The organism is Neptunomonas antarctica (assembly GCF_001305295.1).
Classification (GTDB): domain Bacteria; phylum Pseudomonadota; class Gammaproteobacteria; order Pseudomonadales; family Balneatricaceae; genus Neptunomonas; species Neptunomonas antarctica.
The window spans coordinates 483922-508315 of the sequence record NZ_LJSI01000053.1; the positions used below are offsets into that span (position 1 = coordinate 483922).

The following is a 24394-nucleotide window of genomic DNA, read 5'->3' on the forward strand; positions in this document are numbered from 1 at the left end:
CTTGAGTTGGAGTGCCCCAATGGCGAATGATCAAACGACACAAAATGAACAGGTTCTACCTGCCGATGTTGATGAAACAATACTTGAAGGCGAGTTGGTGGGTACGGAGGATGAAACTGCATCTGACGATGCCGGGAAAGTCGCACCTGAAAGCGCTGAAAATGAAGACGTTGCATCGGACACGGGCGAGAAGTCTGAGTCCACTGTGAATGCGCTTGGTAAACAGTTAGCGGCCGCTCAGGAAGAGATAGTCACACTTAAAGAACAAACGCTGCGTGTGGCGGCTGATATGCAAAATAACCGTCGCCGTGCTGATAAAGATGTTGAAAACGCGCGTAAGTTTGCACTTGAAAAATTTGTGAATGAAATGCTACCCATTATTGACAGTCTGGAGCGTACGCTTGATGCCTGCAATGTTGAGGATGAAGCGACCAAAGTGCTGCGTGATGGTGTTGAAATGACGCACAGCATGTTTGTTGCAGGGCTGGCAAAATTCAATGTTGAACAGCTGAATCCTCAGGGTGAGGTTTTTGATCCTGTTTATCATCAGGCTATGTCTTTGGTTGATGCGCCGGATGCTAAGCCTAATACGGTGATCGCTGTGATGCAGAAAGGCTATAACCTTAATGGACGTCTTATTCGCCCGGCAATGGTAATGGTCTCGAAAAGTTAAAAAAATCCTTAGTAAATGCCTTGAAATTGTACAAAACGTAGCCATATATAAGGCATACAGAATTTAACAGATTTATAGCTCGCTGAAGCGAACTACGAATAGCGGAGTAAGAAAAATGGGCAAAATTATCGGTATAGATTTAGGTACCACCAACTCTTGTGTGGCGGTTCTGGATGGCGGCAAAACACGTGTGATCGAAAACGCTGAGGGTGATCGTACAACCCCTTCTATCATTGCCTATACAGAAGATGAAATTTTGGTAGGTCAGTCTGCTAAGCGTCAGGCGGTGACTAATCCACATAATACTTTGTATGCCATCAAACGCCTTATTGGCCGTCGTTTTAAAGATGATGTTGTACAGAAAGATATCAGCATGGTGCCTTATAAAATTATCGAAGCTGATAATGGCGATGCCTGGGTTCAGGTAAGAGACAACAAAATGGCGCCACCACAGATTTCTGCTGAAATCTTGAAAAAAATGAAGAAAACAGCAGAAGATTATCTGGGTGAAGAAGTAACGGGTGCTGTTATTACTGTACCTGCTTACTTTAACGATTCTCAGCGTCAGGCTACCAAAGATGCGGGTAAAATCGCGGGTTTGGATGTTAAACGTATTATCAACGAGCCAACAGCTGCAGCACTGGCTTACGGTATGGACCAGTCTAAAGGCGATAAAACAATCGCAGTTTATGACTTAGGTGGTGGTACGTTCGATATCTCTATTATCGAAATTGCTGATGTAGATGGTGAGCACCAGTTCGAAGTATTGGCCACTAACGGTGATACTTTCCTCGGTGGTGAAGATTTTGATATGCGTCTGATCGAGTATTTGGCAGCTGAGTTCAAAAAAGAATCCGGTATCGATCTGCATCATGATCCATTAGCGCTACAGCGCTTGAAAGAAGGTGCTGAAAAAGCCAAAGTTGAATTGTCTACTACTCAGTCTACTGATGTTAACTTGCCTTACATTACGGCTGATGCAACGGGTCCTAAGCACCTTAACGTTAAAATCACCCGTGCTAAGTTAGAATCACTGGTTGAAGAGCTGGTAACACGCTCAATCGATCCTTGCCGTACAGCATTGAAGGATGCAGGCCTGAGTGCTTCTGATATCGATGAAGTTATTCTGGTCGGTGGTCAGACACGTATGCCTATGGTGCAGCAGGTTGTGGCTGATTTCTTCGGTAAAGAAGCACGTAAAGATGTTAACCCCGATGAGGCCGTAGCCGTGGGCGCAGCGATTCAGGGTGCGGTACTGTCGGGTGATGTTAAAGACGTTCTGTTGTTGGATGTTACGCCACTGACATTAGGTATCGAAACGATGGGTGGTGTTTCGACAGCATTGATCGACAAAAACACGACGATTCCTACTAAGAAATCACAGATTTTCTCTACCGCTGACGATAACCAGAATGCAGTAACGATTCATGTTGTGCAGGGTGAGCGTAAACAGGCCACGCAGAATAAATCACTGGGTCGTTTTGATCTGGCTGATATTCCACCAGCCCCTCGTGGTGTTCCACAGGTTGAAGTGACATTTGATTTGGATGCTAACGGTATTCTGAACGTGTCGGCTAAAGATAAAGCTACCGGTAAAGAGCAGTCTATTATCATCAAAGCCAACTCAGGTTTGACCGATGAAGAGATTGAACAGATGGTGCGTGATGCAGAAGCCAATGCTGATGCTGATAAAATCTTCGAAGAGTTGACTAAGGCCCGTAACCAGGGCGACGCTATGGTTCATTCTGCTAAGAAAACGCTGAAAGAAGGTGGCGATAAAGCGACTGAAGAAGAGAAATCAGCTATTGAAGCAGCGATCGCTACTTTAGAAGAAGCCTTAAAAGCTGACGATAAAGCAGAAATCGATAGCAAGACTGAAGCGTTGACTGAAGTTATCTCTGCCCTGGCTGAGAAAATGTATGCGGATGCAGCTAAAGCAGAAGGTGCTGAAGGTGAGCAGCCGGCTACTGAAAAAGAAGCGGGTGATGATGCTGTTGATGCTGAGTTTGAAGAAGTAAAGGATGACAAGAAGTAAGTCGATTCTTGCCTTTGTAAATACTGAAGTGTGACAGCGCGGGCGACAGCCCGCGTTGTTGTGTCCGGCTCCCGGCGGGAGCTAACCGCTGAAAGAGAATTAATCCGGATATGTCCAAACAAGATTATTATGAAATTTTAGGCGTTGATCGTAACGCTAACGACCGGGATATTAAAAAGGCGTTTCGTCGTCAGGCGATGAAACACCATCCCGATCGTAATCCTGATGATGCGTCAGCTGAAGATAAGTTCAAAGAACTTAACGAGGCCTATGAAGTACTCTCAGATGCGCAGAAAAAAGCTGCTTATGATCAATATGGTCATGAGGGTTTAAACCAGAATGCACGCGGCGGCGGCGGTGGTTTTGACGGCGGCTTCTCCGATGTGTTCGGCGATGTATTTGGTGATATCTTTGGCGGAGGCGGTGGCAGACAGCGCAGTTCTGTACAACGTGGAGCCGACCTGCGTTACACCATGGATCTGACACTTGAAGAAGCAGTTCGCGGTGTTGATAAAACCATCAAAGTGCCTACGCTGGTTGCTTGTGAGCCATGTAATGGTAGTGGAGCCAAAAAGGGCACTTCGGCTAAAACATGTGGTACTTGTGGTGGTGTGGGTCAGGTGAGAATGCAGCAGGGATTTTTCTCTGTACAGCAGACGTGCCCAACGTGTCGTGGCGAAGGTAAGATTATCAGTGATCCTTGCCGTAGCTGTAACGGTCAGGGACGTGTTGAAAAAACTAAAACTTTATCCGTTAAGATTCCTGCAGGTGTTGATACCGGTGACCGGATTCGTCTATCGGGTGAAGGTGAAGCGGGTTCACACGGAGGTCCGGCCGGAGATCTGTATGTGCAGGTGAGTGTACGCGAACACGCTATTTTTGAGCGTGACGGGCGTCATTTGTATTGTGAAGTACCGATCAGCTTTATTGATGCGGCGTTGGGCGGTGAGATAGAAGTGCCTACACTGGACGGTCGCGTAAAACTGAAAGTTCCCGCTGAAACCCAAACAGGCAAATTATTCCGCCTGCGTGGAAAAGGTGTTGCGCCGGTGCGTGGTGGTGGTGCAGGTGACTTGATGGTGAAAGTGGTGGTAGAAACACCGGTTAACCTGACTAGTCGTCAGAAAGAACTCTTACGTGAGTTCAATGAGACGACTGAAGAGGGACATCGTAAGCACAGTCCGAAGAGGCATTCCTTCTTTGATTCGGTGAAAAAGTTTTTTGAAGATTGATGAGTAACGGGCCGCTTAGCGGCCCGTTTGTTATATTACGGAGTGGTGAATGACGAATTTAAGTGCAGAGCCAACTGAATTGTGGCTGAGTATCCAGGAAGAGGCTAAATCCGAAGTGGCGAAAGAGCCTTGCCTGGCTAGCTTCTATCACTCTTGTATTATTAATCATTCGGATCTTAAGTCAGCATTATCCTATTTACTCGCCAGTAAACTAGCTGATGATGTGATGTCTTCATTGTTATTGCGTGAATTGTTTCAAAAAGCGATGGATTCGGATCCTGAAATTATCACCTCAGCATGTTATGACATCATTGCCGTCAGAACACGCGATCCTGCGGTAGTGCATTGTTCTACGGTGCTGCTTTATCTGAAAGGCTTTCACGCACTGCAGGCCTATCGTGTTGCTCACTGGTTTTGGCATCAGGATCGTCGTTCCATGGCGCTGTATATTCAGAGTCGGGTGAGCAGTGTTTGTCAGGTAGATATTCATCCCGCTGCACAAATTGGTCATGGGGTGATGTTTGATCACGCGACGGGTATTGTCGTGGGTGAAACCTGTGTGATTGAAAATGATGTTTCTATATTACAATCAGTCACATTGGGAGGAACCGGCAACGAAAGTGGCGATCGCCATCCCAAAATACGCGAAGGTGTATTGATTGGTGCCGGGGCAAAAATCCTGGGTAATATTGAAGTAGGTAAGGGCGCCAAAGTTGGCGGCGGTAGCGTGGTACTTGAAGATGTACCGTGTCATACAACCGTTGTTGGTGTGCCTGCCCGTGTTGTGGGGGCGTCCGGATGTGATAAACCCGCATTGGACATGAACCAGAATTGGACATAGACGCAAGAATTAAACGTCGGCAGGCCATACAGAGAGATAAAGATGATGAGAATTGCAGTAATGGGTGCCGCCGGGCGCATGGGTAAAGCATTAATTGAAGCAGTATGTCAGGCTGAAGGTGTGAGTTTGACCGCCGCGATTATTCAACCAGGCAGTACTTTGATTGGTGCGGATGCCGGTGAAGTGGCGGGCGTCGGTAAATTGGATGTACGCTTAGTTGACCAGTTATCTAAAGCAGTCGATGATTTTGATCTGTTAATCGATTTTACTTCGCCGGAAACTACCATGGAAAATCTTGATTTTTGTGCCGCTCATGGCAAAAAAATTGTGATCGGTACCACGGGGCTGTCGGATGAGCAAAAAGATCATTTGGCCGTGTGCGCAGAAAAAACGGCCGTTATGTTTGCGCCTAATATGAGTGTGGGTGTGAATGTTTGTTTCAAAATTCTGGATATTGTCGCGCGTACGTTAGGCGATGATTACGATATAGAAATTATTGAAACACATCACCGCCATAAGGTGGACTCGCCTTCAGGAACGGCATTACGTTTGGGTGAAGTTGTCGCTGATGCGTTGGGGCGCGACCTCAAAGAGTGTGCTGTGTATGGTCGTGAAGGTAAGATTGGTGCGCGCACTCGCAAAGAGATCGGTTTTGAAACAATTCGTGCCGGTGATGTTGTTGGTGATCATACGGTTATGTTTGCAACCGAAGGTGAACGTGTAGAAATTACTCATAAGGCGAGTAGCCGAATGACCTTTGCTAAAGGGGCTGTGCGTGCAGCGGGTTGGCTGGCAGGAAAATCAACCGGCCAATTTGATATGCAGGATGTTCTGGATCTGCGTTAGTCGTCGGTTTATTCTGAATACGTAAAGTCGCCTGTAGGCGGCTTTTTTTATAGTGATTTAAAATCTAGTTTATAAAAGATTTTTGTTTCCTTTAGTGAGCTTTTTTTCTATGGTGTTTTATACTTTCGTATTGATTTAAAAAATTCTGAGGGAGTGATAAGGATATGTCAGCAGATAAGTTTCCGACATTAACAGAAATGGGTATTGATGAGCCTTCTGATATCGAGCGTTATACGTCACGTATCGAAGGGGATATAGATATTCTGAAAATTTATTACCATCGTCATCAGGGCGATTGGGTGACGAAAAGTAAAAAATTCAAGTTCAAACGTATGCATAAAAACATGCGTGTCAATGAAGGCCGCGTCCCTTATATTGCCACGACTGAGTCATCGCCTTATTTTCTGCGTGCTGTTGCTGAACTTGATCAGTTAGTCAGTGCTGAAAAAACAACACAGACTCGAAAAGCGAAATTGCTGGATGATATTGAGCATCTGGAAAAAGTCGTGGCGCGTAAGATTGAAGATATTCGTCGTCAAATCGACGAAATATAAATAACGCGTGATGGATATCAGCATGTGATGCTGATATAGCGTCGTCGTTATAATAGCGGCAATGACTAGTCGCGGTCATGCTTAAAAGGGGTCTGGTAGCACGTTGATATGTGTTGCATAGAGAATCTCGCAGGCCCCTGCTCCTGTGTCTTCGCGTGTCATTGAGGTGTGCCAGAAAAAACCGTCCGGACTCTCTATATCCACCAGTTGGCCTGATACTTGAACCATATCACCTTCATCCATACGTGATAGCTGGTCTTTTACTGTTTTATTCGCGGCAATGATGTGAACATTGGCTGCGTTTGTTTCAATGTCTCTGCGAGGAATGGGTAACTTATCCGTTCGCCAGTGAAACCAACGGCCACTTTGGGTTATTTGTATCTGATCCGTAACCTCAGGATCTGCCATTGGCCCCCAGCCAAGTGCCAGGTCGATGGGCGATAAATCCGACTCTCGTCCTAATCTGTAACGCTCCTTACTCAATAATCTTGCTGCAAAGTGTATTTCGGCTTTTGGCTGAAGTGTGTATTCGTCCATTTTAAATGCTTGAGCGTTTTATTGTGTGCGTTCCGGATTGCTCCATGCCCGTGATATTTTAATTAATAAATTTTTACTGAAGCTTTAGTCGCAAATCGAGTCAATAGTACAATAAACATTGCTCTCATGCCGCACTTGCACAACGCATCAGTAATGTCTTATGTTGTAGATCAATACAGTTATTTATGGTGTGAGTTAATATATGCATTCGCTTGTTTTTTTTGTTCCTGATTCTCATCTTGATAAAGTTAAAGCTGTTCTATTCGCAAAAGGTGCCGGCCGCATCGGAGATTATGATTCCTGTTGCTGGCAAGTGTTGGGGCAGGGACAGTTTAAACCCTGCGAAGGGAGTCAGCCTTTTATCGGTGTAAAGGGTCAACTGGAAACGTTATCCGAATGGCGGGTGGAAATGGTGTGTGCGGATGACCTTATTAAAGAGGTGGTGGCAACACTCAAAGTTGTTCATCCCTATGAGGAAGTCGCTTATAGCGTGTATAAACTTGTGGACCTGTAAATCAGATGTATGCTTTGAATTAAAAGCAGGTAGTAACGGGAAGTAATGTTACTCAGCGAATCTCTGTTACCGGAATGACTATTAAGTGGTGTCTGTGTCTGGTCACTGAATTTCTTGATTTTAGAAAGCAAGAGGATGGATAGATTAATGGACTTAGGGCTCACTTCCTATAAAGGCATAGCCAGTATTGTCGGAGATATCATCAACTTACGAGTGTCTGATGTAGCGACTATGAGTACCCCGCCGAGAAATAGAGACCTCGCGATTATTGAACAAAATGGCGAGTTCTTCTCCTTAGCACAGATTATTAAACTGTCAGATGATCTGGTCTCATTGCAGGCATTCTCCGGAACGAAAGGTTTATCAAATAATGCATCGGTACGTTTTCTGGGTGAAACCATGCAGGCCATTTATTCTGAAAATATCTTCGGTCGTATTTTTAATGGCTCTGGTGTACCTATCGATAACGGGCCTGGTTTGACTCAGGAGCCTAAGGTTGCCATTAATGGTCCTACGGTAAACCCGGTATCGCGTGTGCTTGCCTCCCGTATGATTCGTACCAATATCCCGATGATCGATGTATTTAACTGTCTTGTAGAAAGCCAGAAAATCCCGATTTTTTCAGTCGCCGGAGAGCCGTTTAATAAATTTTTAGGGCGTATTGGTGTTCAGGCAGATGCTGATGTCGTTATTTTTGCAGGCCTGGGTTTGATTTTTGATGATTACTACAGCTTCAAAAAAATGTTTGAAGATGCGGGTGTAATGTCGCGAACCGTTATGTATGTCAATCTTGCATCTGATCCTGTTGTCGAACGATTAATGGTGCCTGATCTCGCATTAGCGGTAGCCGAAAAACTGGCCGTCGAAGAGGGTAAGCGAGTATTGGTGTTAATGACTGATATGACAGCTTACGCTGATGCCATGAAAGAGATTGGTATTGCGATGGAGCATATCCCATCAAATCGTGGCTATATGGGAGATTTATACTCTCAATTGGCACGTCGTTACGAGAAAGCCTGCGACTTCAGAGGCGCTGGCTCGGTTACCATATTATCTGTTACGACCATGCCGGGTAATGATGTGACGCATCCGGTTCCTGATAACACGGGATATATCACAGAAGGCCAATTTTATTTGCATAACGGTGTTATTGATCCTTTCGGCTCATTATCTCGCCTTAAACAGCATGTTATTGGTAAGCAGACCCGAGAGGATCACAGCCAAATTATGAATACCATGATTCGCTATTACTCTGAAGGTGTTGAGGCAGAGCAGAAACAGGCGATGGCCTTCGATTTAAGTGAATTTGATCATAAATTATTGAAGTTTAGTCAGTTGTTTAAGCAACAATTTATGCGCCTGGACATTTCAATGGCACTGGAACCCGCACTGGATGCTTGCTGGGTATTACTTGCTGAGTGCTTTGATAAAGAAGAAGTGATCATTAAGCAGGTATTAAAAGACAAATATTGGGCAGGGACTGATGGCAAAGTTAGCGCTTAATAAAAGTGCCTTAAGCAAAGAAAAGCACCGTAAAGCTTCTTATGGTCGATATCTGCCATCGCTTGAAATGAAACAAAAGCAGCTGTTGCTCGAGCGGAAAAAAGCAGAGGAAGCGTTACAGCAGCATGCACACGATATTGAGTCTTTGGAAGCGTCGGTCTATCAGAAGCTGCCAATGTTAGCGGTTGCAAATATCCAAATGGAAGGCTTGGTTGTTGTCGAAAGTTTCAAGCTTGCTGAAGAAAACCTGTTAGGCACCAAAGTACCTGTTCTAGAGAGCATTATCTTCAAAAGAGCCGAATATGGTTATCTTATTCGGCCGCATTGGTTTGAAGAACTCGCTACATCCCTTGAAAAAGTAATGCATCTTAAAATGGAAGAGCAAGTACTGCGGATAAGGTTTGAAAAATTAAAATCGGCTGCACGTACCATTACTCAACGGGTTAATCTGTTTTCTAAAGTGCTTATTCCTGAAGCTGAAGAGAATATAAAGAAAATCGGGCTTTTCTTATCTGATCAGGAAAGAGCAGGCGTGGTTCGCTCAAAGCTAGCTAAACAAAAAAAGCTGGTTGATGCAGAAGGGGGGCAACGATGAGTATAGCGGCGTTAAAAAAACTAACTCTGATTGGCGAAATAAATGAAAAAAGCGCCATTATGGAGCAGTTTCAGACATTTGGATTGGCTCACCTGATTACACTGTCTGAGCAGACCTTAGATCAATCAACTGATGCAACAATCCGCTTGCGGGAAGCATTAAGCTATTTGATGAGCGCGCCACTGAAAAGAAGAATGCAGATTCCACCTGAGTCCATTGAATTATCAGAGGTGATTGATCGGGTAATAAAAAACAAAAATGGCCGCGAAGATGTCATTGATGAAATTGAATTAATGACAACGCGACAAAAAGAATTAAGCGTATGGGGTGATTTCGAATTTCCACCCTTGAATGAATTAAACCAGTATCGGGTTTGGCTTTATTTAGTACCCCTCAGTAAAGAAGCGTTGTTGGATAATGTTGAACTTCCCTGGAAAATTATAAATCGGGACCACAAAAGCATCTATCTGGTAGTGATCGCCGTTGATGAGCCTGGTGCAGAAGAGGTGCCGTTTCCTCGAGCACATATTGGGCCTAATTCCCTTTCCTGTCTGGCCAGATTAAAAAATGATGCGCTCGTGCGGTTAGAAGATCTGAATGCTGAACGGCAGCTACTAACTCGATGGATAATGTCACTGACGCTATCGTTGAATGACACTATTAATGCACATGAGTTGTCATTGGCTGAGCAGCTTGTTGTGGATACAGGTGACTTTTTTGTTCTGCAATCCTGGGTGCCTGTAGATAGCTTATCTGCTTTTAAAGCGTGGGCAGAAGGCTTGCCGGTTGCTTATCAGCTTGAGGAGCCTGCTGCCAATGAGCTTCCGCCTACGTTGTTGAAAAATGACAGTTTTATGGGAGGAGGAGGAGAAGAAGCCGTCTCTTTCTTTCAGTTACCCGGGTATCGTTCCTGGGATCCTTCCATTGTCATTTTCTTCTCTTTTTCACTGTTCTTTTCAATGATTATGGCCGATGCAGGCTATGCGCTGGTATTAGGTGGCATTCTGTTGATCTTCTGGCGGAAACTGAGCGGTGGCAGTGAAACCACGGTAAGAATTCGTAACTTGTGGTTAGCGCTCGTGGCAGCCGCCTTTGTTTATGGCGTTTTGGTGGGTAGTTACTTTGGTATTAAACCCTCTGATGGAACACTCCTTAGTATCTTGCATGTGATTAACATGGACGACTTTTCATCGATGATGAGGTTATCAATTGGTGCGGGTGTTTTGCATTTGGTGATTGCCAATAGCATGGTTGCCTGGGGAAGACGCGCATCGTTAGTCGCTCTTTCGTCTATTGGCTGGGTGCTCAGCATTGGCGGTGCTTTTGCTTTATGGCTTAACTACATGCGTGTTACGGATCTTGATGTGGCAGGTACGTTTTCTCTGAAAGTTGTGCTGGCTGGTATCGTGCTTATTTTATTATTTTCAGGTGAGCGAAAACTGGATAGCGTAAAGAGTTCGTTCTTACAGTTATTTGACGGCTTTGCGGCGTTATATGGCTTGTCTAAGGCGTTTGGTGACGTGCTGAGTTATATGCGCTTGTTTGCCTTGGGCTTATCCAGTGCTTCATTAGCCGTTACTTTTAATGATCTTGCGGTTGCCGCCAGAGACTCGGTGTCAGCGGGAGGATTTATTTTATTTGCGTTAATTATTGTCCTGGGACACGGATTAAATTTTGTGCTCGGTGTTATGAGTGGAGTGATTCATGGTCTGCGCCTGAATTTACTTGAATTTTACAACTGGGGTGTAAAAGGCGAAGGCTATCCCTTTAAAGCTTTTAAGAAACGAGGAGAGTAAACATGGAACAACTCATCATCACTTTAGGGTGGTTGGGTATATTTGCTCCAACAGCATTGGGCGCAATTGGCAGTAGTTATGGGTGCTCTCGTGCGGGGCAGGCCGCCGCAGGTGCTTTGCTGGATACAGAGAGCGGTTATGGTAAATATATTGGCTTATCTGCCATGCCTTCAACCCAGGTTATTCTAGGGATTGTCGTGATGTTTACGCTTAATCGAGAGCTTACGCTTGAAAACTCACCGGGTATTTTTGCGATTGGAGTACTGACAGGTTTGGCGCTAATGATGAGTGCTATTTATCAGGGTCAGGCGCTTGTTGCCGCCATTAATGCGGCTAAAAATAAACCTGAAATATTTGGTTTGGCGATTGCGCCTGCCGCTATTGTTGAAGGCTTCTCAGTATTCGCATTCGTTTTTGCATTAGTGCTTGCAGGTTCTCTGCCTGCTTAAGTGGCTATCAAATTAGCTCGTTTCCTTAATAAGGGAAAACTGATGGTACAGTTTAAGCATAACGCTCAGGAATAAGAGGTTGATATGTCACAGTCTTTAGATATTAAACAGTCTGCCAGTGGCGTGCAGGAGCTCATTGATCAAATTAGGGAGAAAGGAGTCAGTGAAGGTAAAACGCAAGGCTCCCGAATTGTTGAGGAAGCTGAGCAGCGAGCAGCATGGATTATTAAACAAGCGACAGAAGAAGCTGAAGCGATTAAGAAAGAAGCGGATGCTAATTACCGTTTTGTTACAGAGGCAGGTAATGGTGCATTGGCGTTAGCATTCAGGGATATAAAGTTAAAACTTAAAGATGAGCTCTCGATACAGTTCTCAGAACAGTTGCGAAAACTGGTTGAAAAAGAGTTACAAGACCCGGACACGCTCAGGTTATTGCTTATTTCTGCCGTCTCAAAAATATCTATACCTGAAGCACCGCACACTATTGCGCTACCAGATAAGACTTTAGGTCTCAATGAACTACGTGAAGATCCCAGTTCTCTTGAACGCGGGGCTTTGGTGGAGCTGGTGTCAGATACGGCTAAAAAAATGTTAACAAAAGGTGTCGATATACGTCTTGATAGCAATATAAACAGTGGATTTGTATTTTTATTAAATGATGGGGAAATTACAGTAGAAGTGACCGATAAGTCACTCTCGAATATGCTGCTCAAGCATTTGCAGCCTCGTTTTAGAGCAATACTAGAAGGAGTGGTAAGCTAGTGGCCGACGCATATGATAAGTCCTAACGTTAATGCAGACTATGTAGAGTTACTCTGCTCACTGCCGTATTTACATAATCCCTTTGTTCGTCAGCGGCCCCCTATTTCTGCCGTGCAGTTTAGTAAAAGGCTAAAGATGCTCGACTTCGAGTCCCGTAAGTTAGTCGGTGAATTAGCGGGAACCTTTTATTGGGGACGGCTAAAACTTGATGATACCGACGTGGAGCTGGTGCGTAAGGCGACACGTATCATTGAGACATTAGAATTCCAGGATATAAAAAAGTGGCAGATGTGGCGAATGGATCTTCGTACCGTTATTGCCGCCCTCAGACGTCGAAAACAAGGGCTTGCTGCCCCGGATAACAAAACATTGTGGGGATATGGTCATTATGTAAGCCATATTAGTCGTCACTGGAACCACCCTACGTTTAAATTGGAATCACGTTTTCTCTGGTTGCCTGAAGCAAAAGAGCTATTGGAATCAGGTGATAGTTATGGGCTCGAACGGCATTTGATGACGACGGCATGGAACTATTATTCGCGTCAGGAGGCAGATAGGCCCTATTCATTTTCTGATGTCTGGCTTTACGCTGTGAAATGGGATCTTGTAGATCGCTGGTGTTGTTATAACGCCGATGTTGCTAAACAACACTTCGAAGAACTTGTACAGGCCGGGCTAAAACAGCCAATGGAAGAATTGAGGGCAATGGCATGAATCCGGAAATATCAGCATTAAATACTCTTAATGCCACGGCGCGGGTTGTATCGGTTAGTGATGATGTAGTCACCATTGAAACGATAGACAAAGATGTAGGAGACGCGATTACTCCTTTGGTTAAAAATGAAGTTGTGTTTATTTGCCCGCAGACAATACCGGGTACTAAACAAGAAAAACTGAAAGCCGAAGTTCTCCGGGTAAGAGGGCGCCGGGCCGACGTCCAGGTATATGAAGATACCACCGGTGTGGCGATTGGCGACCTCGTAGAGCAAAGCGGAGAAATGCTCTCAGTAGAGCTCGGACCTGGTTTATTGAGTCAGGTTTACGATGGATTACAAAATCCGTTACATCGCTTAGAGGTGATGAACGGGCGGTTTCTTCTTCGTGGTGAAGTGGCTGCAGCACTGGATCGAAATGCGAAATGGGCCTTTGTGGCCAAAGGTCGTGTAAAAGATCAACTGAAACCCGGCGATGTCTTGGGTACGGTGCAAGAAGGACGCTTTACGCATAAAATTATGGTGCCGTTTTTGCTTAGGGGAACACTCACCATTGAGTGGATTCAGGAGGGGACGTTTCCGGTTGAAACTGTTATAGCAAGATTACGTGATGCAAAAGGCAGGCTTCATGAGGTTTCTATGGTTCAGCGTTGGCCTGTGCGTGTCCCGCTGCCGGTTAATCTAATCAAAGAGGGTAGCAGTGAGCGCAAATTTCCTACTCAGCCAATCATAACGACACTACGTCTTATCGATACGTTTTTTCCCATTGCTAAAGGCGGAACGGGGTGTATTCCCGGGCCATTTGGTGCGGGTAAAACGGTTTTGCAAAATCTGATTTCACGTTACTCTGATGTTGATATTGTTATTGTAGTAGCTTGTGGCGAGCGTGCCGGTGAGGTAGTTGAAACTATTACCGAGTTTCCTAAACTTCAGGATCCGCATACCGGTGGTACGTTAATGGACCGTACCATCATTATTTGTAATACCTCTTCGATGCCGGTTGCTGCACGAGAAGCTTCTATTTATACAGGAGTTACCCTTGGCGAATATTATCGTCAAATGGGATATGAAGTCTTATTGATTGCCGATTCTACTTCACGCTGGGCGCAGGCAATGCGTGAAACGTCCGGTCGGTTAGAAGAGATTCCCGGTGAAGAAGCGTTTCCAGCGTATCTTGAATCTTCAATTCGTAATTTATATGAGCGAGCAGGTGTTATTCGTACCAATGATAACAGTGAGGGCTCACTAACCTTGATCGGAACGGTTTCTCCCGCTGGCGGCAACTTCGAAGAGCCTGTGACGCAGGGGACTTTGAATACCGTTAAGACCTTTTTGGGGCTGACTTATGAGCGTGCCTACAAACGTTTTTATCCTGCCGTAGATCCGCTACAGTCCTGGAGTCGTTATACAGAGCAGCTTGCTCCCTGGTTTTTAGAAAATATGGGGTCATCCTGGTTAGATGGAGTGGCTCATATCAATCAGTTACTGATTAGAGGTGATGAGATATCGAGAATGATGCAGGTGACGGGTGAAGAGGGCGTAAGCCAGGCTGATTTCGTTATCGAGCAAAAATCAACATTAGTCGATATGGTCTATTTGCAGCAAGACGCTTTCGATGACGTGGACGTTTCAACGGATATAAATCGTCAGAAACACAGTTTTTCGTTGCTGGTTAGCATAGTCGATACCGAGATGGTATTTCAGTCAAAAGCGGACACGCGTCGTTGGTTTAGTCGTATGACTGACACCTTTAAAAATTTAAATTACTCACAGATGAACAGTGAAGATCATAAGAAGTATGTAGATCAAATAGGTTTATTATTAAATGAATCTATTGGGAAAATTTCCGGAACAGAAACAATGCATAAGGAAGTGGCTGAATAACCTGGATGTGGTTCCAGATAAAAAATGCAAGAGTAACGGCTGTTTATACCCAATAAATCAGTCTGTTACTCACAGTGCATGAGTTGAAAACCGATGACTATTTGGATGTATTCTTTTATGAGGATAGACTATTCAAATCTAAGATGTCGTTAAGCTTTCATTAATTTTAGCTATTCTGTTCTTGGAAGCTGTTATACAATCCGGCACCTACACGGGTTTGCAGTAAAGCACGCTTTCACCTAATGGCTGAACGGATGCAGTTTTCGATTTTTTTGAATAATGTTTAATATTATCTCATTGCGAATAGATGCCCGTTCTATCCCCAGATATCAGACGTGGGGAATGATGGCTATCATCTCACTTCTTTTAATTACTATTTTTATCTTCTTCATCTCACGTCAGTATTTGGCCGATGATAAGCGGATCGCGTCGTTGTATCAGGAAACGCTGGATGAGCAGAAATCACGCTTAAAGGCCGAGCTTGGTTCAGCGCAAGACTATATCCGTTTTATGAGTCAGCAGGCTGACGTCGTATTGAAGGATGATGTGAAAGCTGAGGTGGATCAGGCATACAGTGTGATGAATGCTATTTATCAGAGCACTAAAGGTCAGCATTCGGATCAAGATATAAAACAACTCATTAATGATGCGCTCCGTGATGTGCGTTTTTTCAATGGAAGAGGTTATCTCTTTATTGATGATATGCAGGGGAAGTGCATTTTATTGCCAACCGCTCCGCAGTTTGAAGGTCAGTCTCTTTGGGATAATCAGGACGACAGCGGCCGCTATATTATGCGCTCTCTGGTTGATGCGGTAAAAAATCCGGCGGCAGCGGGCTATAGCCGATACCGTTGGTATCCGCCGGGTAACGCTACTGAAATGAAAGATAAAATCACCTATGTACGTTATTTTGAGCCTTTCGATTGGATTATTGGTGCCGGTGATTATGTGTTTCAGGCAGAGAATGATCTAAAAAAAGCAACACTTGCACGTTTATCCTCTCAGCGATTTGGGCAATATGGTTATATATCCATACTGGACCAGGAGGGTAACGTGTTATTTACACCTCAGACTAGCGCAAAGCAGCTTCCTATTCATTACAGCTTGTTACCCGATATACACGAACGTCGGGCTGTTGAGAGTATTATGGCAACGGCAATGGAAGGGGGAGGCTTTACAGAGTATGACTGGTTTGTCTCCGATAGTAGTGAACATATATCGTCAAAGTTATCTTTGGTGGAGGTCGTGCCTTTGTGGGGCTGGGTTCTTGTTGCAGGCGTCTACCCTGAAGAAATTCAGGAGGTGTTTCTGCGTGAGCGGGATAACCAGCAACAAAATTTAAAGGATGATGGTTGGCGTTTACTGTTAGCGTTGGCCGGCGTTGGTGTATTCATGATGTTAATTGTCTGGGTTTACGGGCAGTGGCTGAAACGACTTTTTTTGAATTACCAAGCAGATATTGACGTTAAACAAGAACAAATTGAAGGTGATGCGCAGGCGTTGAAAATAGCCTCACGGGTTTTTGATACAGCGCATGAAGCGATAATGGTGACGGATCCGAGTACTAAAATAGTCGCGGTAAACCATGCGTTTACTGTGATTACCGGATATCAGTTGGCAGAGGTGTTGGGGAAAACGCCGAGAATGCTTTCATCGGGTCGTCACTCTTCCGAATTTTATCATGATATCTGGAGTTCGTTGGCCACGTCTGACCAGTGGTGCGGGGAGATCTGGAATAGGAAAAAATCAGGAAAATCTTTCCCTGAGCAACTCTCTATTTCCGTTTCTAAGGATGCTGCAGGTAAAATTGTTAATTACATAGCAACTTTTAGTGACGTGACGGATAAAAAACATGCAGAAGAACAGCTGCGCTATCTTGCTGAGTATGATGATCTGACCGGGTTGCCGAACAGGCATCTTTTAATAGATCGTGTTAATCAAACAATAGCGAGGGCTAAAAGGAATGAACTACGCTGTTTTTCATTGATGTTTATCGATCTGGACCGTTTTAAAAACATCAATGATTCGTTGGGCCATGGCATAGGGGATATGGTGCTTCAGGAGGTTGCGCAAAGGCTTGAGGGTGCCGTGCGTGAAATTGATACTGTGAGTCGTATCGGTGGTGATGAATTTGTTATTCTGATTTCCGGAAAAAGGGATGATTCCAGCATTTCTGCCGCGAATCTGGCGCAGCGATTGCTTAAGTTGGTGTCTGAGCCGATACAGGACGACGCGCTAGACCTGATCGTTACTCCGAGTATTGGTATTGCTTCTTATCCTGCCGACGGGCAAGACTTTGCTACGTTACTGAAAAATGCTGATGCGGCGTTGTATTTTGCGAAATCTCAAGGGCGTAATAATTATAAATTTTATAACAGAAAGATGAACGAAAAGGCCGCTGCGCGCTTGATAATGGAAAATGCGCTGAGGCAAGCAATTGAAAAAGGGGAGTTTGAACTTTATTACCAGCCACAATATTGTTTAGTTAATAAAACAATCAGTGGGTGTGAAGTGCTACTGCGATGGTTTCATGACGATAAATTTATTCCCCCTGATGTGTTTATTCCCCTGGCAGAAGAAACCGGTCTTATACCTTCTATCGGGCAATGGGTATTAGAGCAAGGTTGTCACCAGGGAGCACAATGGATAAGTAAGGGGATCAATATTCCTACTGTTGCCATTAATGTTTCAGCATTTCAGTTTCAGCATGAGTTTTATCGTATGGTGGATAATGCTTTACGCAAGACCGGCTTTCCTGCGAATCGATTAGAACTCGAAGTGACCGAGAGTGCGCTAATGGCTGATGCTGTAAGAACCCAGCGGCTGCTTACTGCCTTTAAAAAATCGGGGATTAAAATTTCATTGGATGACTTTGGTACAGGCTATTCTAGTTTGGCTTATCTGAAAAAATTCTCGTTGGATAAGCTTAAAATTGATCGCGCTTTTATTGATGGCTTACCAGATGATAAAGACGATATGGCAATTACGGCCTCAATTCTTGATGTGGCAAAGCATTTAGGTTTGGAAACAATTGCTGAAGGTGTAGAGACGCAAGAGCAACTGGATTTTCTTGAAGCATATGGATGCGATAATGTGCAAGGGTATTACTTTTCTAAGCCGATTCCGGCTAGCGAGTTCGAATTGCTTATTAACGCTTCTAATGACATTAGATAATTATTTATTAGGCTAATACTGTTTAAAGCGTATCCTCCAGTATTTTTGAGGGATGTTCCTATGTTAGGGCGCTGGGTACCTGCGGTTAGTCTTTTTCTGGCGATGTTGTTGTGGGCGAGTTCTTTTATTGCGTTAAAGATAGCCTTTACTTTTTATGATCCGATGGTCGTCATTTTTGGCCGTATGCTGATAGCGACTTGTTGTTTTCTGTTCTTTTTTAAATATTTACTGCGTTTTGAATACCGCGCCGGTGACTGGCGTCTGTTGTCGCTGATGATTATTTCTGAGCCTTGTTTATACTTTCTATTTGAAGCTCATGCATTACAAAATACCAGTGCCGCTCAGGCAGGTATGATTACTGCAATGGCGCCGTTATTGGTTGGAGTGGGCGCGCTCTATTTTCTGCGTGAGAAATTACCCCGGGAAGCATGGGTAGGGTTTGCGGTGGCTGTTGCAGGAGCAACCTGGTTAAGTTTGGCCGGTACTGAGACTGAACATGCACCGAATCCGTTATTGGGTAACTTTCTTGAGTTGTGCGCCATGGTGTGTGCGACTGGTTATACTTTGTGTCTGAAACAGCTGTCACAGCGCTACTCAACCTGGCTTTTAACAGCGTTGCAGGGATTTTTTGGTACGTTGTTTTTTGCGCCTTTTTTGCTGCTTCCGGGAACAACTTTGCCCTCTGCATTGGAATGGGATGGGGTGTGGGCGATTGTGTATTTGGGAACGTTAATTAATATAGGGGCTTATGGATTATATAATCTAGGGGTGTCTAAAATTAAAGCAGCGGAGGCCTCGGCATATATTAACCTGATTCCCGTATTCACTTTGTTGATGGCTTATTTGGTTCTTAAGGAAACCTTCAATTTCCAGCAGTTGTGTGCCTCGGCGTTAGTGTTAGGCGGTGTGTTTCTGAGTCAGTGGAAGCCATCGATTAAACGTGAGCTGGCTGACGTGGTGTCTGTGAAATAGGAAAATTACGAGCGAGTATTTATATATTCCCTCTGATTATTTGCGAACTCTCACCACTTTTTTGCATTTAGCCTCTATTATATAAGTCTGAAACGGTTGCGTTTAGCTGTTTATGAGGGTGATTAAATGATTAATTACCATCATGTTACCCTTCTGCTGGCGTATTATGAAAAGAGAAACTAGTCAGTAGGATTTTAGTAAAAGTATTGGTAAAGGTGCTATGTTAGATCAATTACGAGAACGATTAAGCGGGTATCAGGCGCGTAGTTTTGATAGTCAGTACCCTCAGGCGAGTGTACTGATTGCATTAACCGATTGTCACGATCCTCATGTTATTCTAACCAAGCGGGCCATTGGTCTATCTACCCATGGAGGCGAAATTGCTTTTCCGGGAGGTCGGCATGACGTCTCTGACCCCGACTTATTGTTTACTGCTCTACGTGAGGCGCATGAAGAAATTGGTCTGTTGCCTGAAGCGGTAGAGGTGCTTGCTCCCCTCGGGCAGGTGATGTCTAAACATATGCTGCAGGTGACTCCGTGGGTGGGGATTGTACCTGCGTCGGTGAAATTGATTCCTAGTCCTGATGAACTTGAAAGTGTATTTACTGTGCCGTTGAGTTTTTTTCTTGAAGATAAGCGGCATCATACCGATGAAATACACTTTAAAGGAATGACACATTTTGTGCCTGCCTATGAGTATGATGGGCATATTATCTGGGGATTAACTGCCTATATGTTGGTTGAATTATTGAATATTGGTTTTGATGCGAGGATTCCTATGAAGCCGCGTCCGGAGTATGAAAGTGGGTGTTAGTCTGAAAAATAATGATGTAGTAGGTACGATTGATAAAAGTATCGAGAGACCTGTTCGTAGCCCTTGTGTGGGTGTTTGTGCATTGGATAACAATGATCTTTGTATTGCCTGTCGCCGCAGTGGTATAGAAATAGGGGAATGGGGAGTGTTGTCAAATGATCAGCGTAAAGATGTAATTAAAAAAATTGAACAACGATATCTGGACGATATGCGTTAACAGGCTTTGCTCGATGTTGGTAATGTTGGGCGATAATGATCGGAAAGGTGCAGAAAATCTGCAGAAAATCTGCAGGACTGATAGAAAACAGTCCTACAGACAATAGAGATGCTATGGGTAGAGCGTCTTGCTGTGCGTTGCTAAGGTTTGTTTGGTCGATCAAGTTCAATAATACGTGCCGTTTTGATTAAGTTATCGGTCATCTGTAAGGTTTCAATGCGATAACCATTAATATTCAGGCAGACATTCGCGTCCGGTATGGATTCCAATGTTTCAATGATCAGGCCATTCAGCGTTTTAGGGCCATCCGTAGGTAAGTCCCAGGAAAGCGATTTGTTAATGTCGCGAATATAAACGGATGCCTCAATGAAATAGCTACCATCTTCCTGAGCATGAATATCGGAGTTCTCTTCTCTGTGCTCTGTTGATAGCTCACCCACAATCTCTTCAAGAATATCTTCCAGCGTGGCTATTCCTAATACATCCCCATATTCATCAACGACCAGGCCAATGCGTCGGCTCTCTTTCTGGAAGTTGAGTAGTTGGGTTTGCAGTGGTGTGCTCTCAGGAATGAAGTAAGGCTCACGGATAACCTGAAGAATAGAGGCTTTGGTTACTTTGCCTTGTTGGATTAGTTGCGCCAGATTACGCATATGTAAGATACCAACCACTTTGTTGATATCGCCATTATAAACAGGCAAACGTGTATGGTTAGTCGTCGATAAACGGTCAAGAATCTGATCAAGCTCAAGATCCAGATTGATTCCCTGAATATCATTTTTCGGAATCATGATGTCATCGACCGTTACATCATTCAGCTCCAGTACTCCCAATAGCATCGATTGTTTGCGTTTAGGGAGTAAGGCACCGGCTTCATGTACGAGTGTACGCAGCTCTTCTGTACTAAGATGGTGATTGCTGTTGCCGTCAGGGCTAAGGCCAAAGAGTTTGAGTAGGCCGTTAGTGATGCTGTTTACAATCCAGACAAGCGGGTAGGTCAGTGTGAGTAGAGGCGTTAAAATATAAGCAGCAGGAAATGCTATTTTTTCCGGATACAGCGCGGCGACGGTCTTGGGTGATACTTCGGCAAAGATAAGGATAACAATGGTCAGTGCGGCGGTGGCAATGACAATGCCGGCATCTCCCCATAAGCGAACCGCGATAACGGTAGCAATGGCAGAGGCTAAAATATTAACAAAATTATTACCAATCAGGATGACGCCAATCAAACGGTCAGGCTGATCTAAAAGTTTGCTGGCCTTACGTGCTCCCCGGTGATTCTGTTTGACCAGATGTTTTAATCGATAACGATTAAGGGACATCATGCCTGTTTCTGAGCTAGAAAAAAAAGCTGAGCATAGAATCAGGAAGCAAAGAACTCCCAAAAGAAAACTTATCGATGCGTCTTCCAAAACCGTAACCTTATATTGCTGACTGGAGGGCTATTTTCAGTGTGGGTTGAAGAAGTGTCAAGATTTAGCGTTGGTCCAAACGTCAATAAGATCAAGAACGAGCTTTGAACCGAAAAAACTCAGCATTAATAGGAAAAAACCGCTAATAGTCCACCTTACTGCTCGATGGCCGCGCCAGCCACGGAAGACCCTTCCCCAGAGCAAAATGGCATAAAGAAACCAGGCCATGATAGATAAGAGTGTTTTGTGGACAAGGTGCTGAGCAAAGAGATTATCTAAAAATATAAAACCCGTTAGCAGTGAGGCTGTTAATAACGCCATGCCGATCCAGAGCATTTCAAACAGTAAGCGCTCCATGGTCTGCAGTGGAGGGAGTGATGCAACCAGCCCGCGGGTGTGATGTTGTTTAAGGGCCTGGTCTTGTTTTGATAGTAAAAAAGCCTGGAATGTTGCTACGGTCAGAATGCTGTAGGCCAGTATCGATAACAGTATGTGAATGATCAGGCCGCCGTGAAATATTTTAGCTGCGCCGAGGTCAGGCCCCCAGGCAGCCAGTGATGCCGCGATGGCGGCCATCGGCAATACGCCTATAAAAAGATTTTCAATAGGCTGTCGCAGGCTACTGATCACGACGACAGCGGCTACCAGCCAGGCAACCAACGAACCGGCAATGAAAAAGCCAAGATTAATGCCGCCTGGTTGGTGTAATACCCAATAGACAGTCAACATATGCAAGATAACGCCAGAGCCTGCGATTAGCTTGATCATGACAGGAGAAGCTTTCGCTTGTCCTTTCAGAGTGAATGACTGCAAAATAGTCGCAATCAGGTATAAAAATATCGCAATATATGTTGAAAGGCTAAGCATCTTTTTCTCCTAAAGACGGCTAGTTTGGCATAAATGTCGAGTGGTTGAAATATGGGGTGTGGCCTTGATCGTCACTGCGCTATAATGTCGCCAAAGTTTTAGGAAATTTAGGGTTTGACCTTGCTCAGTTATTGGCACGGTGGATAAATACTTTTTCCATCCTGATGGGGTCTGGTCTTTTAAGAGGCGATTATGTTTGAGAATCTGTCAGAACGTTTAACGAAGACGCTACGCGCGGTTACCGGGCAGGCAAAGCTCACTGAAGATAATATCAAGGATACCTTGCGTGAAGTACGTATGGCCTTGCTTGAAGCGGATGTAGCTCTGCCTGTTGTAAAAGAATTTGTAGGCTGTGTTAAAGAACGCGCTGTCGGATTAGAAGTGTCGAAAAGCCTGACGCCAGGTCAGGTCTTCGTTAAAATTGTTAACGAAGAATTAGTGCGTGTTATGGGTGAAGCCAATGAGAGCTTAAACCTGGCCGCAATTCCTCCGGCTATCGTATTAATGGCGGGGCTTCAGGGGGCGGGTAAAACCACATCCGTTGCCAAGCTGTCGTTGTTGCTGAAAGACCGTGAGAAGAAAAAAGTATTGGTAGTCTCGGTTGACGTTTATCGCCCCGCGGCTATAAAGCAGCTGGAAATGCTGGCAAAGGAGGTCGGTGTTGACTTTTTCCCTTCGGCTGCCGATCAGGATCCTATCGCTATAGCTCAGGCGGCTATTCAGCACGCTAAAATCCAGAATTACGATGTGTTGCTGGTGGATACGGCGGGTCGTTTGCATGTCGATAATGACATGATGGACGAAATTAAGCGCCTTCACAGCGCCATCAATCCCGTTGAGACGCTGTTTGTTGTTGATGCAATGACAGGTCAGGATGCCGCGAATACAGCGCGTGCCTTTAATGAAGTGCTGCCTTTAACCGGTGTGATTCTGACCAAGGCCGATGGTGATGCACGCGGTGGTGCGGCGTTGTCAGTGCGCCATATTACCGGCAAGCCTATTAAATTTATCGGTATGGGCGAGAAGGTTGATGCACTTGAACCCTTTCATCCCGATCGTCTTGCCTCACGTATTCTGGGCATGGGTGATGTGCTTTCTCTGATTGAGGAAGCAGAGCGTAAAATTGATAAAGATAAAGCAGAAAAATTTGCTGCCAAGATTAAAAAAGGCAAAGGGTTTGATCTTGAGGATTTTCGAGAACAGCTGCAGCAAATGAAAAACATGGGCGGCATGATGGGTATGCTGGATAAAATGCCAGGAATGGGGCAGCTGGCACAGGCGGCGGATGCCACCAAAGCCGAAAAAGGCATGGGGCAGATGGAGGTCATTATCAACTCCATGACGCAGGCTGAACGTCGCAACCCGGATATTATCAGTGGTTCCCGGAAAAAGCGTATAGCTTCTGGCTCAGGTACTCAGATTCAGGATATCAATCGTCTGCTGAAACAGCACAAACAGATGTCCAAGATGATGAAGAAGTTTTCCGGCAAGGGCGGTATGACCAAAATGATGCGTGGAATGAAAGGTATGTTGCCTCCAGGCATGGGTGGCGGTCCCGGTGGTTTTCCGCGGGCTTGATTTTCCAGAAAGAATAACCGTATTTGCTTTCCAATGGGGGCGGCTTCGCGTAGAATTTGCCCCTGAATTTATTTTAGTCCGGCTGAAGCTCTATTCAGTCGGTAATGCAACGCTGGGTGATATTAAAACCCACGCAATATAAAGGGATTAACGTATGGTCATTATTCGTTTGTCACGTGGCGGCTCTAAAAAGCGTCCTTTCTATCAACTTTCAGTTGCTGATTCACGCAATGCGCGCGATGGTCGCTTTATTGAGCGTATCGGCTTCTTTAATCCTTCAGCACGTGGTCAGGAAGAACGTTTCCGCGTAGACCTTGAACGTGTTGAATACTGGACTGGTAAAGGCGCGCAGTTATCTGAGCGTGTTGCACAGTTGATAAAAGAATCTAAAAAAGCTGCACAGTAATTATTTATAGTAGCTGGATA

Annotated in this window: 23 protein-coding genes; 20 read left to right on the forward strand and 3 right to left on the reverse strand. The window is 44.8% G+C overall.

Annotation, left to right across the window (positions count from 1 at the left end):
• Nucleotides 1-19: 19 nt before the first annotated feature.
• From grpE to Nant_RS17050, 6 genes are all read left to right on the forward strand, one after another.
• Nucleotides 20-673, forward strand: a complete 654-nt coding sequence (gene grpE, locus Nant_RS17025; protein ID WP_082400348.1) for a nucleotide exchange factor GrpE — start codon at nucleotides 20-22, stop codon at nucleotides 671-673.
• Between the two features lie 115 nt (nucleotides 674-788).
• Complete coding sequence (gene dnaK, locus Nant_RS17030; protein ID WP_054342836.1) at nucleotides 789-2708, forward strand: molecular chaperone DnaK; 1920 nt, start codon at nucleotides 789-791, stop codon at nucleotides 2706-2708.
• 110 nt (nucleotides 2709-2818) lie between these two features.
• Nucleotides 2819-3940, forward strand: coding sequence for a molecular chaperone DnaJ (gene dnaJ / locus Nant_RS17035; protein WP_054342837.1), 1122 nt, complete (start codon nucleotides 2819-2821; stop codon nucleotides 3938-3940).
• A gap of 49 nt (nucleotides 3941-3989) precedes the next feature.
• On the forward strand, nucleotides 3990-4781 hold the full coding sequence (cysE, locus tag Nant_RS17040) for a serine O-acetyltransferase (RefSeq protein ID WP_054342838.1): 792 nt from the start codon (nucleotides 3990-3992) through the stop codon (nucleotides 4779-4781).
• Nucleotides 4782-4823: 42 nt separating this feature from the next.
• The gene (gene dapB, locus Nant_RS17045; RefSeq protein WP_202905033.1) at nucleotides 4824-5627 is read left to right on the forward strand and encodes a 4-hydroxy-tetrahydrodipicolinate reductase; all 804 of its coding nucleotides are present in this window, start codon (nucleotides 4824-4826) and stop codon (nucleotides 5625-5627) included.
• 164 nt (nucleotides 5628-5791) lie between these two features.
• Entirely contained in the window at nucleotides 5792-6181 is a 390-nt protein-coding gene (locus Nant_RS17050) for a DUF3461 family protein (protein WP_054342839.1), read from the forward strand.
• Between the two features lie 81 nt (nucleotides 6182-6262).
• Here the strand turns inward: Nant_RS17050 and Nant_RS17055 are convergent, their stop codons facing one another.
• Nucleotides 6263-6718, reverse strand: coding sequence for a hypothetical protein (locus Nant_RS17055; RefSeq protein WP_054342840.1), 456 nt, complete (start codon nucleotides 6716-6718; stop codon nucleotides 6263-6265).
• A gap of 202 nt (nucleotides 6719-6920) precedes the next feature.
• On the opposite strand from Nant_RS17055, the gene Nant_RS17060 reads away from it, so the two are divergent.
• The 12 genes from Nant_RS17060 to Nant_RS17115 all read left to right on the forward strand — a co-directional run bounded on the left by Nant_RS17060 (nucleotide 6921) and on the right by Nant_RS17115 (nucleotide 20111).
• Nucleotides 6921-7232: a YqfO family protein gene (locus Nant_RS17060; protein ID WP_054342841.1), complete on the forward strand. Its 312-nt coding sequence runs from the start codon at nucleotides 6921-6923 to the stop codon at nucleotides 7230-7232.
• Nucleotides 7233-7379: 147 nt separating this feature from the next.
• Complete coding sequence (locus tag Nant_RS17065; protein ID WP_054342842.1) at nucleotides 7380-8735, forward strand: V-type ATP synthase subunit B; 1356 nt, start codon at nucleotides 7380-7382, stop codon at nucleotides 8733-8735.
• Nucleotides 8716-9330, forward strand: a complete 615-nt coding sequence (locus Nant_RS17070) for a V-type ATP synthase subunit D (RefSeq protein ID WP_054342843.1) — start codon at nucleotides 8716-8718, stop codon at nucleotides 9328-9330. Before Nant_RS17065 ends, Nant_RS17070 begins: the two co-directional genes overlap by 20 nt.
• Complete coding sequence (locus tag Nant_RS17075; RefSeq protein ID WP_054342844.1) at nucleotides 9327-11126, forward strand: V-type ATP synthase subunit I; 1800 nt, start codon at nucleotides 9327-9329, stop codon at nucleotides 11124-11126. The genes Nant_RS17070 and Nant_RS17075 overlap by 4 nt, the downstream gene beginning before the upstream one ends.
• 2 nt (nucleotides 11127-11128) lie before the next feature.
• Nucleotides 11129-11575, forward strand: coding sequence for an ATP synthase subunit C (locus Nant_RS17080; RefSeq protein ID WP_054342845.1), 447 nt, complete (start codon nucleotides 11129-11131; stop codon nucleotides 11573-11575).
• An 84-nt stretch (nucleotides 11576-11659) separates the two neighbouring features.
• Complete coding sequence (locus Nant_RS17085) at nucleotides 11660-12337, forward strand: hypothetical protein (RefSeq protein WP_054342846.1); 678 nt, start codon at nucleotides 11660-11662, stop codon at nucleotides 12335-12337.
• Nucleotides 12338-12349: 12 nt separating this feature from the next.
• Nucleotides 12350-13051 (forward strand): DUF2764 family protein, encoded by a 702-nt coding sequence (locus Nant_RS17090; protein ID WP_054342847.1) that lies wholly within the window; start codon nucleotides 12350-12352, stop codon nucleotides 13049-13051.
• Nucleotides 13048-14934 carry a V-type ATP synthase subunit A gene (locus Nant_RS17095; protein WP_054342848.1) on the forward strand — a complete coding sequence of 629 codons (1887 nt, stop codon included), beginning with the start codon at nucleotides 13048-13050 and terminating at the stop codon, nucleotides 14932-14934. Before Nant_RS17090 ends, Nant_RS17095 begins: the two co-directional genes overlap by 4 nt.
• Nucleotides 14935-15276: 342 nt before the next feature.
• Nucleotides 15277-18108, forward strand: a complete 2832-nt coding sequence (locus Nant_RS17100; protein ID WP_162224953.1) for a bifunctional diguanylate cyclase/phosphodiesterase — start codon at nucleotides 15277-15279, stop codon at nucleotides 18106-18108.
• 60 nt (nucleotides 18109-18168) lie between these two features.
• Entirely contained in the window at nucleotides 18169-19080 is a 912-nt protein-coding gene (locus Nant_RS17105) for a DMT family transporter (RefSeq protein WP_054342850.1), read from the forward strand.
• Nucleotides 19081-19300: 220 nt separating this feature from the next.
• Nucleotides 19301-19894, forward strand: a complete 594-nt coding sequence (locus Nant_RS17110) for a CoA pyrophosphatase (protein ID WP_054342851.1) — start codon at nucleotides 19301-19303, stop codon at nucleotides 19892-19894.
• The gene (locus tag Nant_RS17115) at nucleotides 19884-20111 is read left to right on the forward strand and encodes a DUF1289 domain-containing protein (RefSeq protein WP_238377179.1); all 228 of its coding nucleotides are present in this window, start codon (nucleotides 19884-19886) and stop codon (nucleotides 20109-20111) included. The genes Nant_RS17110 and Nant_RS17115 overlap by 11 nt, the downstream gene beginning before the upstream one ends.
• A gap of 140 nt (nucleotides 20112-20251) precedes the next feature.
• Here Nant_RS17115 and Nant_RS17120 read toward each other — a convergent pair whose 3' ends face one another.
• Nucleotides 20252-21523, reverse strand: a complete 1272-nt coding sequence (locus Nant_RS17120; RefSeq protein ID WP_054342853.1) for an HlyC/CorC family transporter — start codon at nucleotides 21521-21523, stop codon at nucleotides 20252-20254.
• A 57-nt stretch (nucleotides 21524-21580) separates the two neighbouring features.
• Nucleotides 21581-22390 (reverse strand): cytochrome C assembly family protein, encoded by an 810-nt coding sequence (locus Nant_RS17125; RefSeq protein ID WP_054342854.1) that lies wholly within the window; start codon nucleotides 22388-22390, stop codon nucleotides 21581-21583.
• 192 nt (nucleotides 22391-22582) lie between these two features.
• Between Nant_RS17125 and ffh the strand changes: the two genes are divergently transcribed.
• Together ffh and rpsP are read left to right on the forward strand one after the other, a co-directional pair.
• Nucleotides 22583-23968, forward strand: a complete 1386-nt coding sequence (gene ffh / locus Nant_RS17130; protein ID WP_054342855.1) for a signal recognition particle protein — start codon at nucleotides 22583-22585, stop codon at nucleotides 23966-23968.
• A 154-nt stretch (nucleotides 23969-24122) separates the two neighbouring features.
• Nucleotides 24123-24374: a 30S ribosomal protein S16 gene (gene rpsP / locus Nant_RS17135; RefSeq protein WP_054342856.1), complete on the forward strand. Its 252-nt coding sequence runs from the start codon at nucleotides 24123-24125 to the stop codon at nucleotides 24372-24374.
• The last annotated feature ends 20 nt before the right edge of the window (nucleotides 24375-24394 follow it).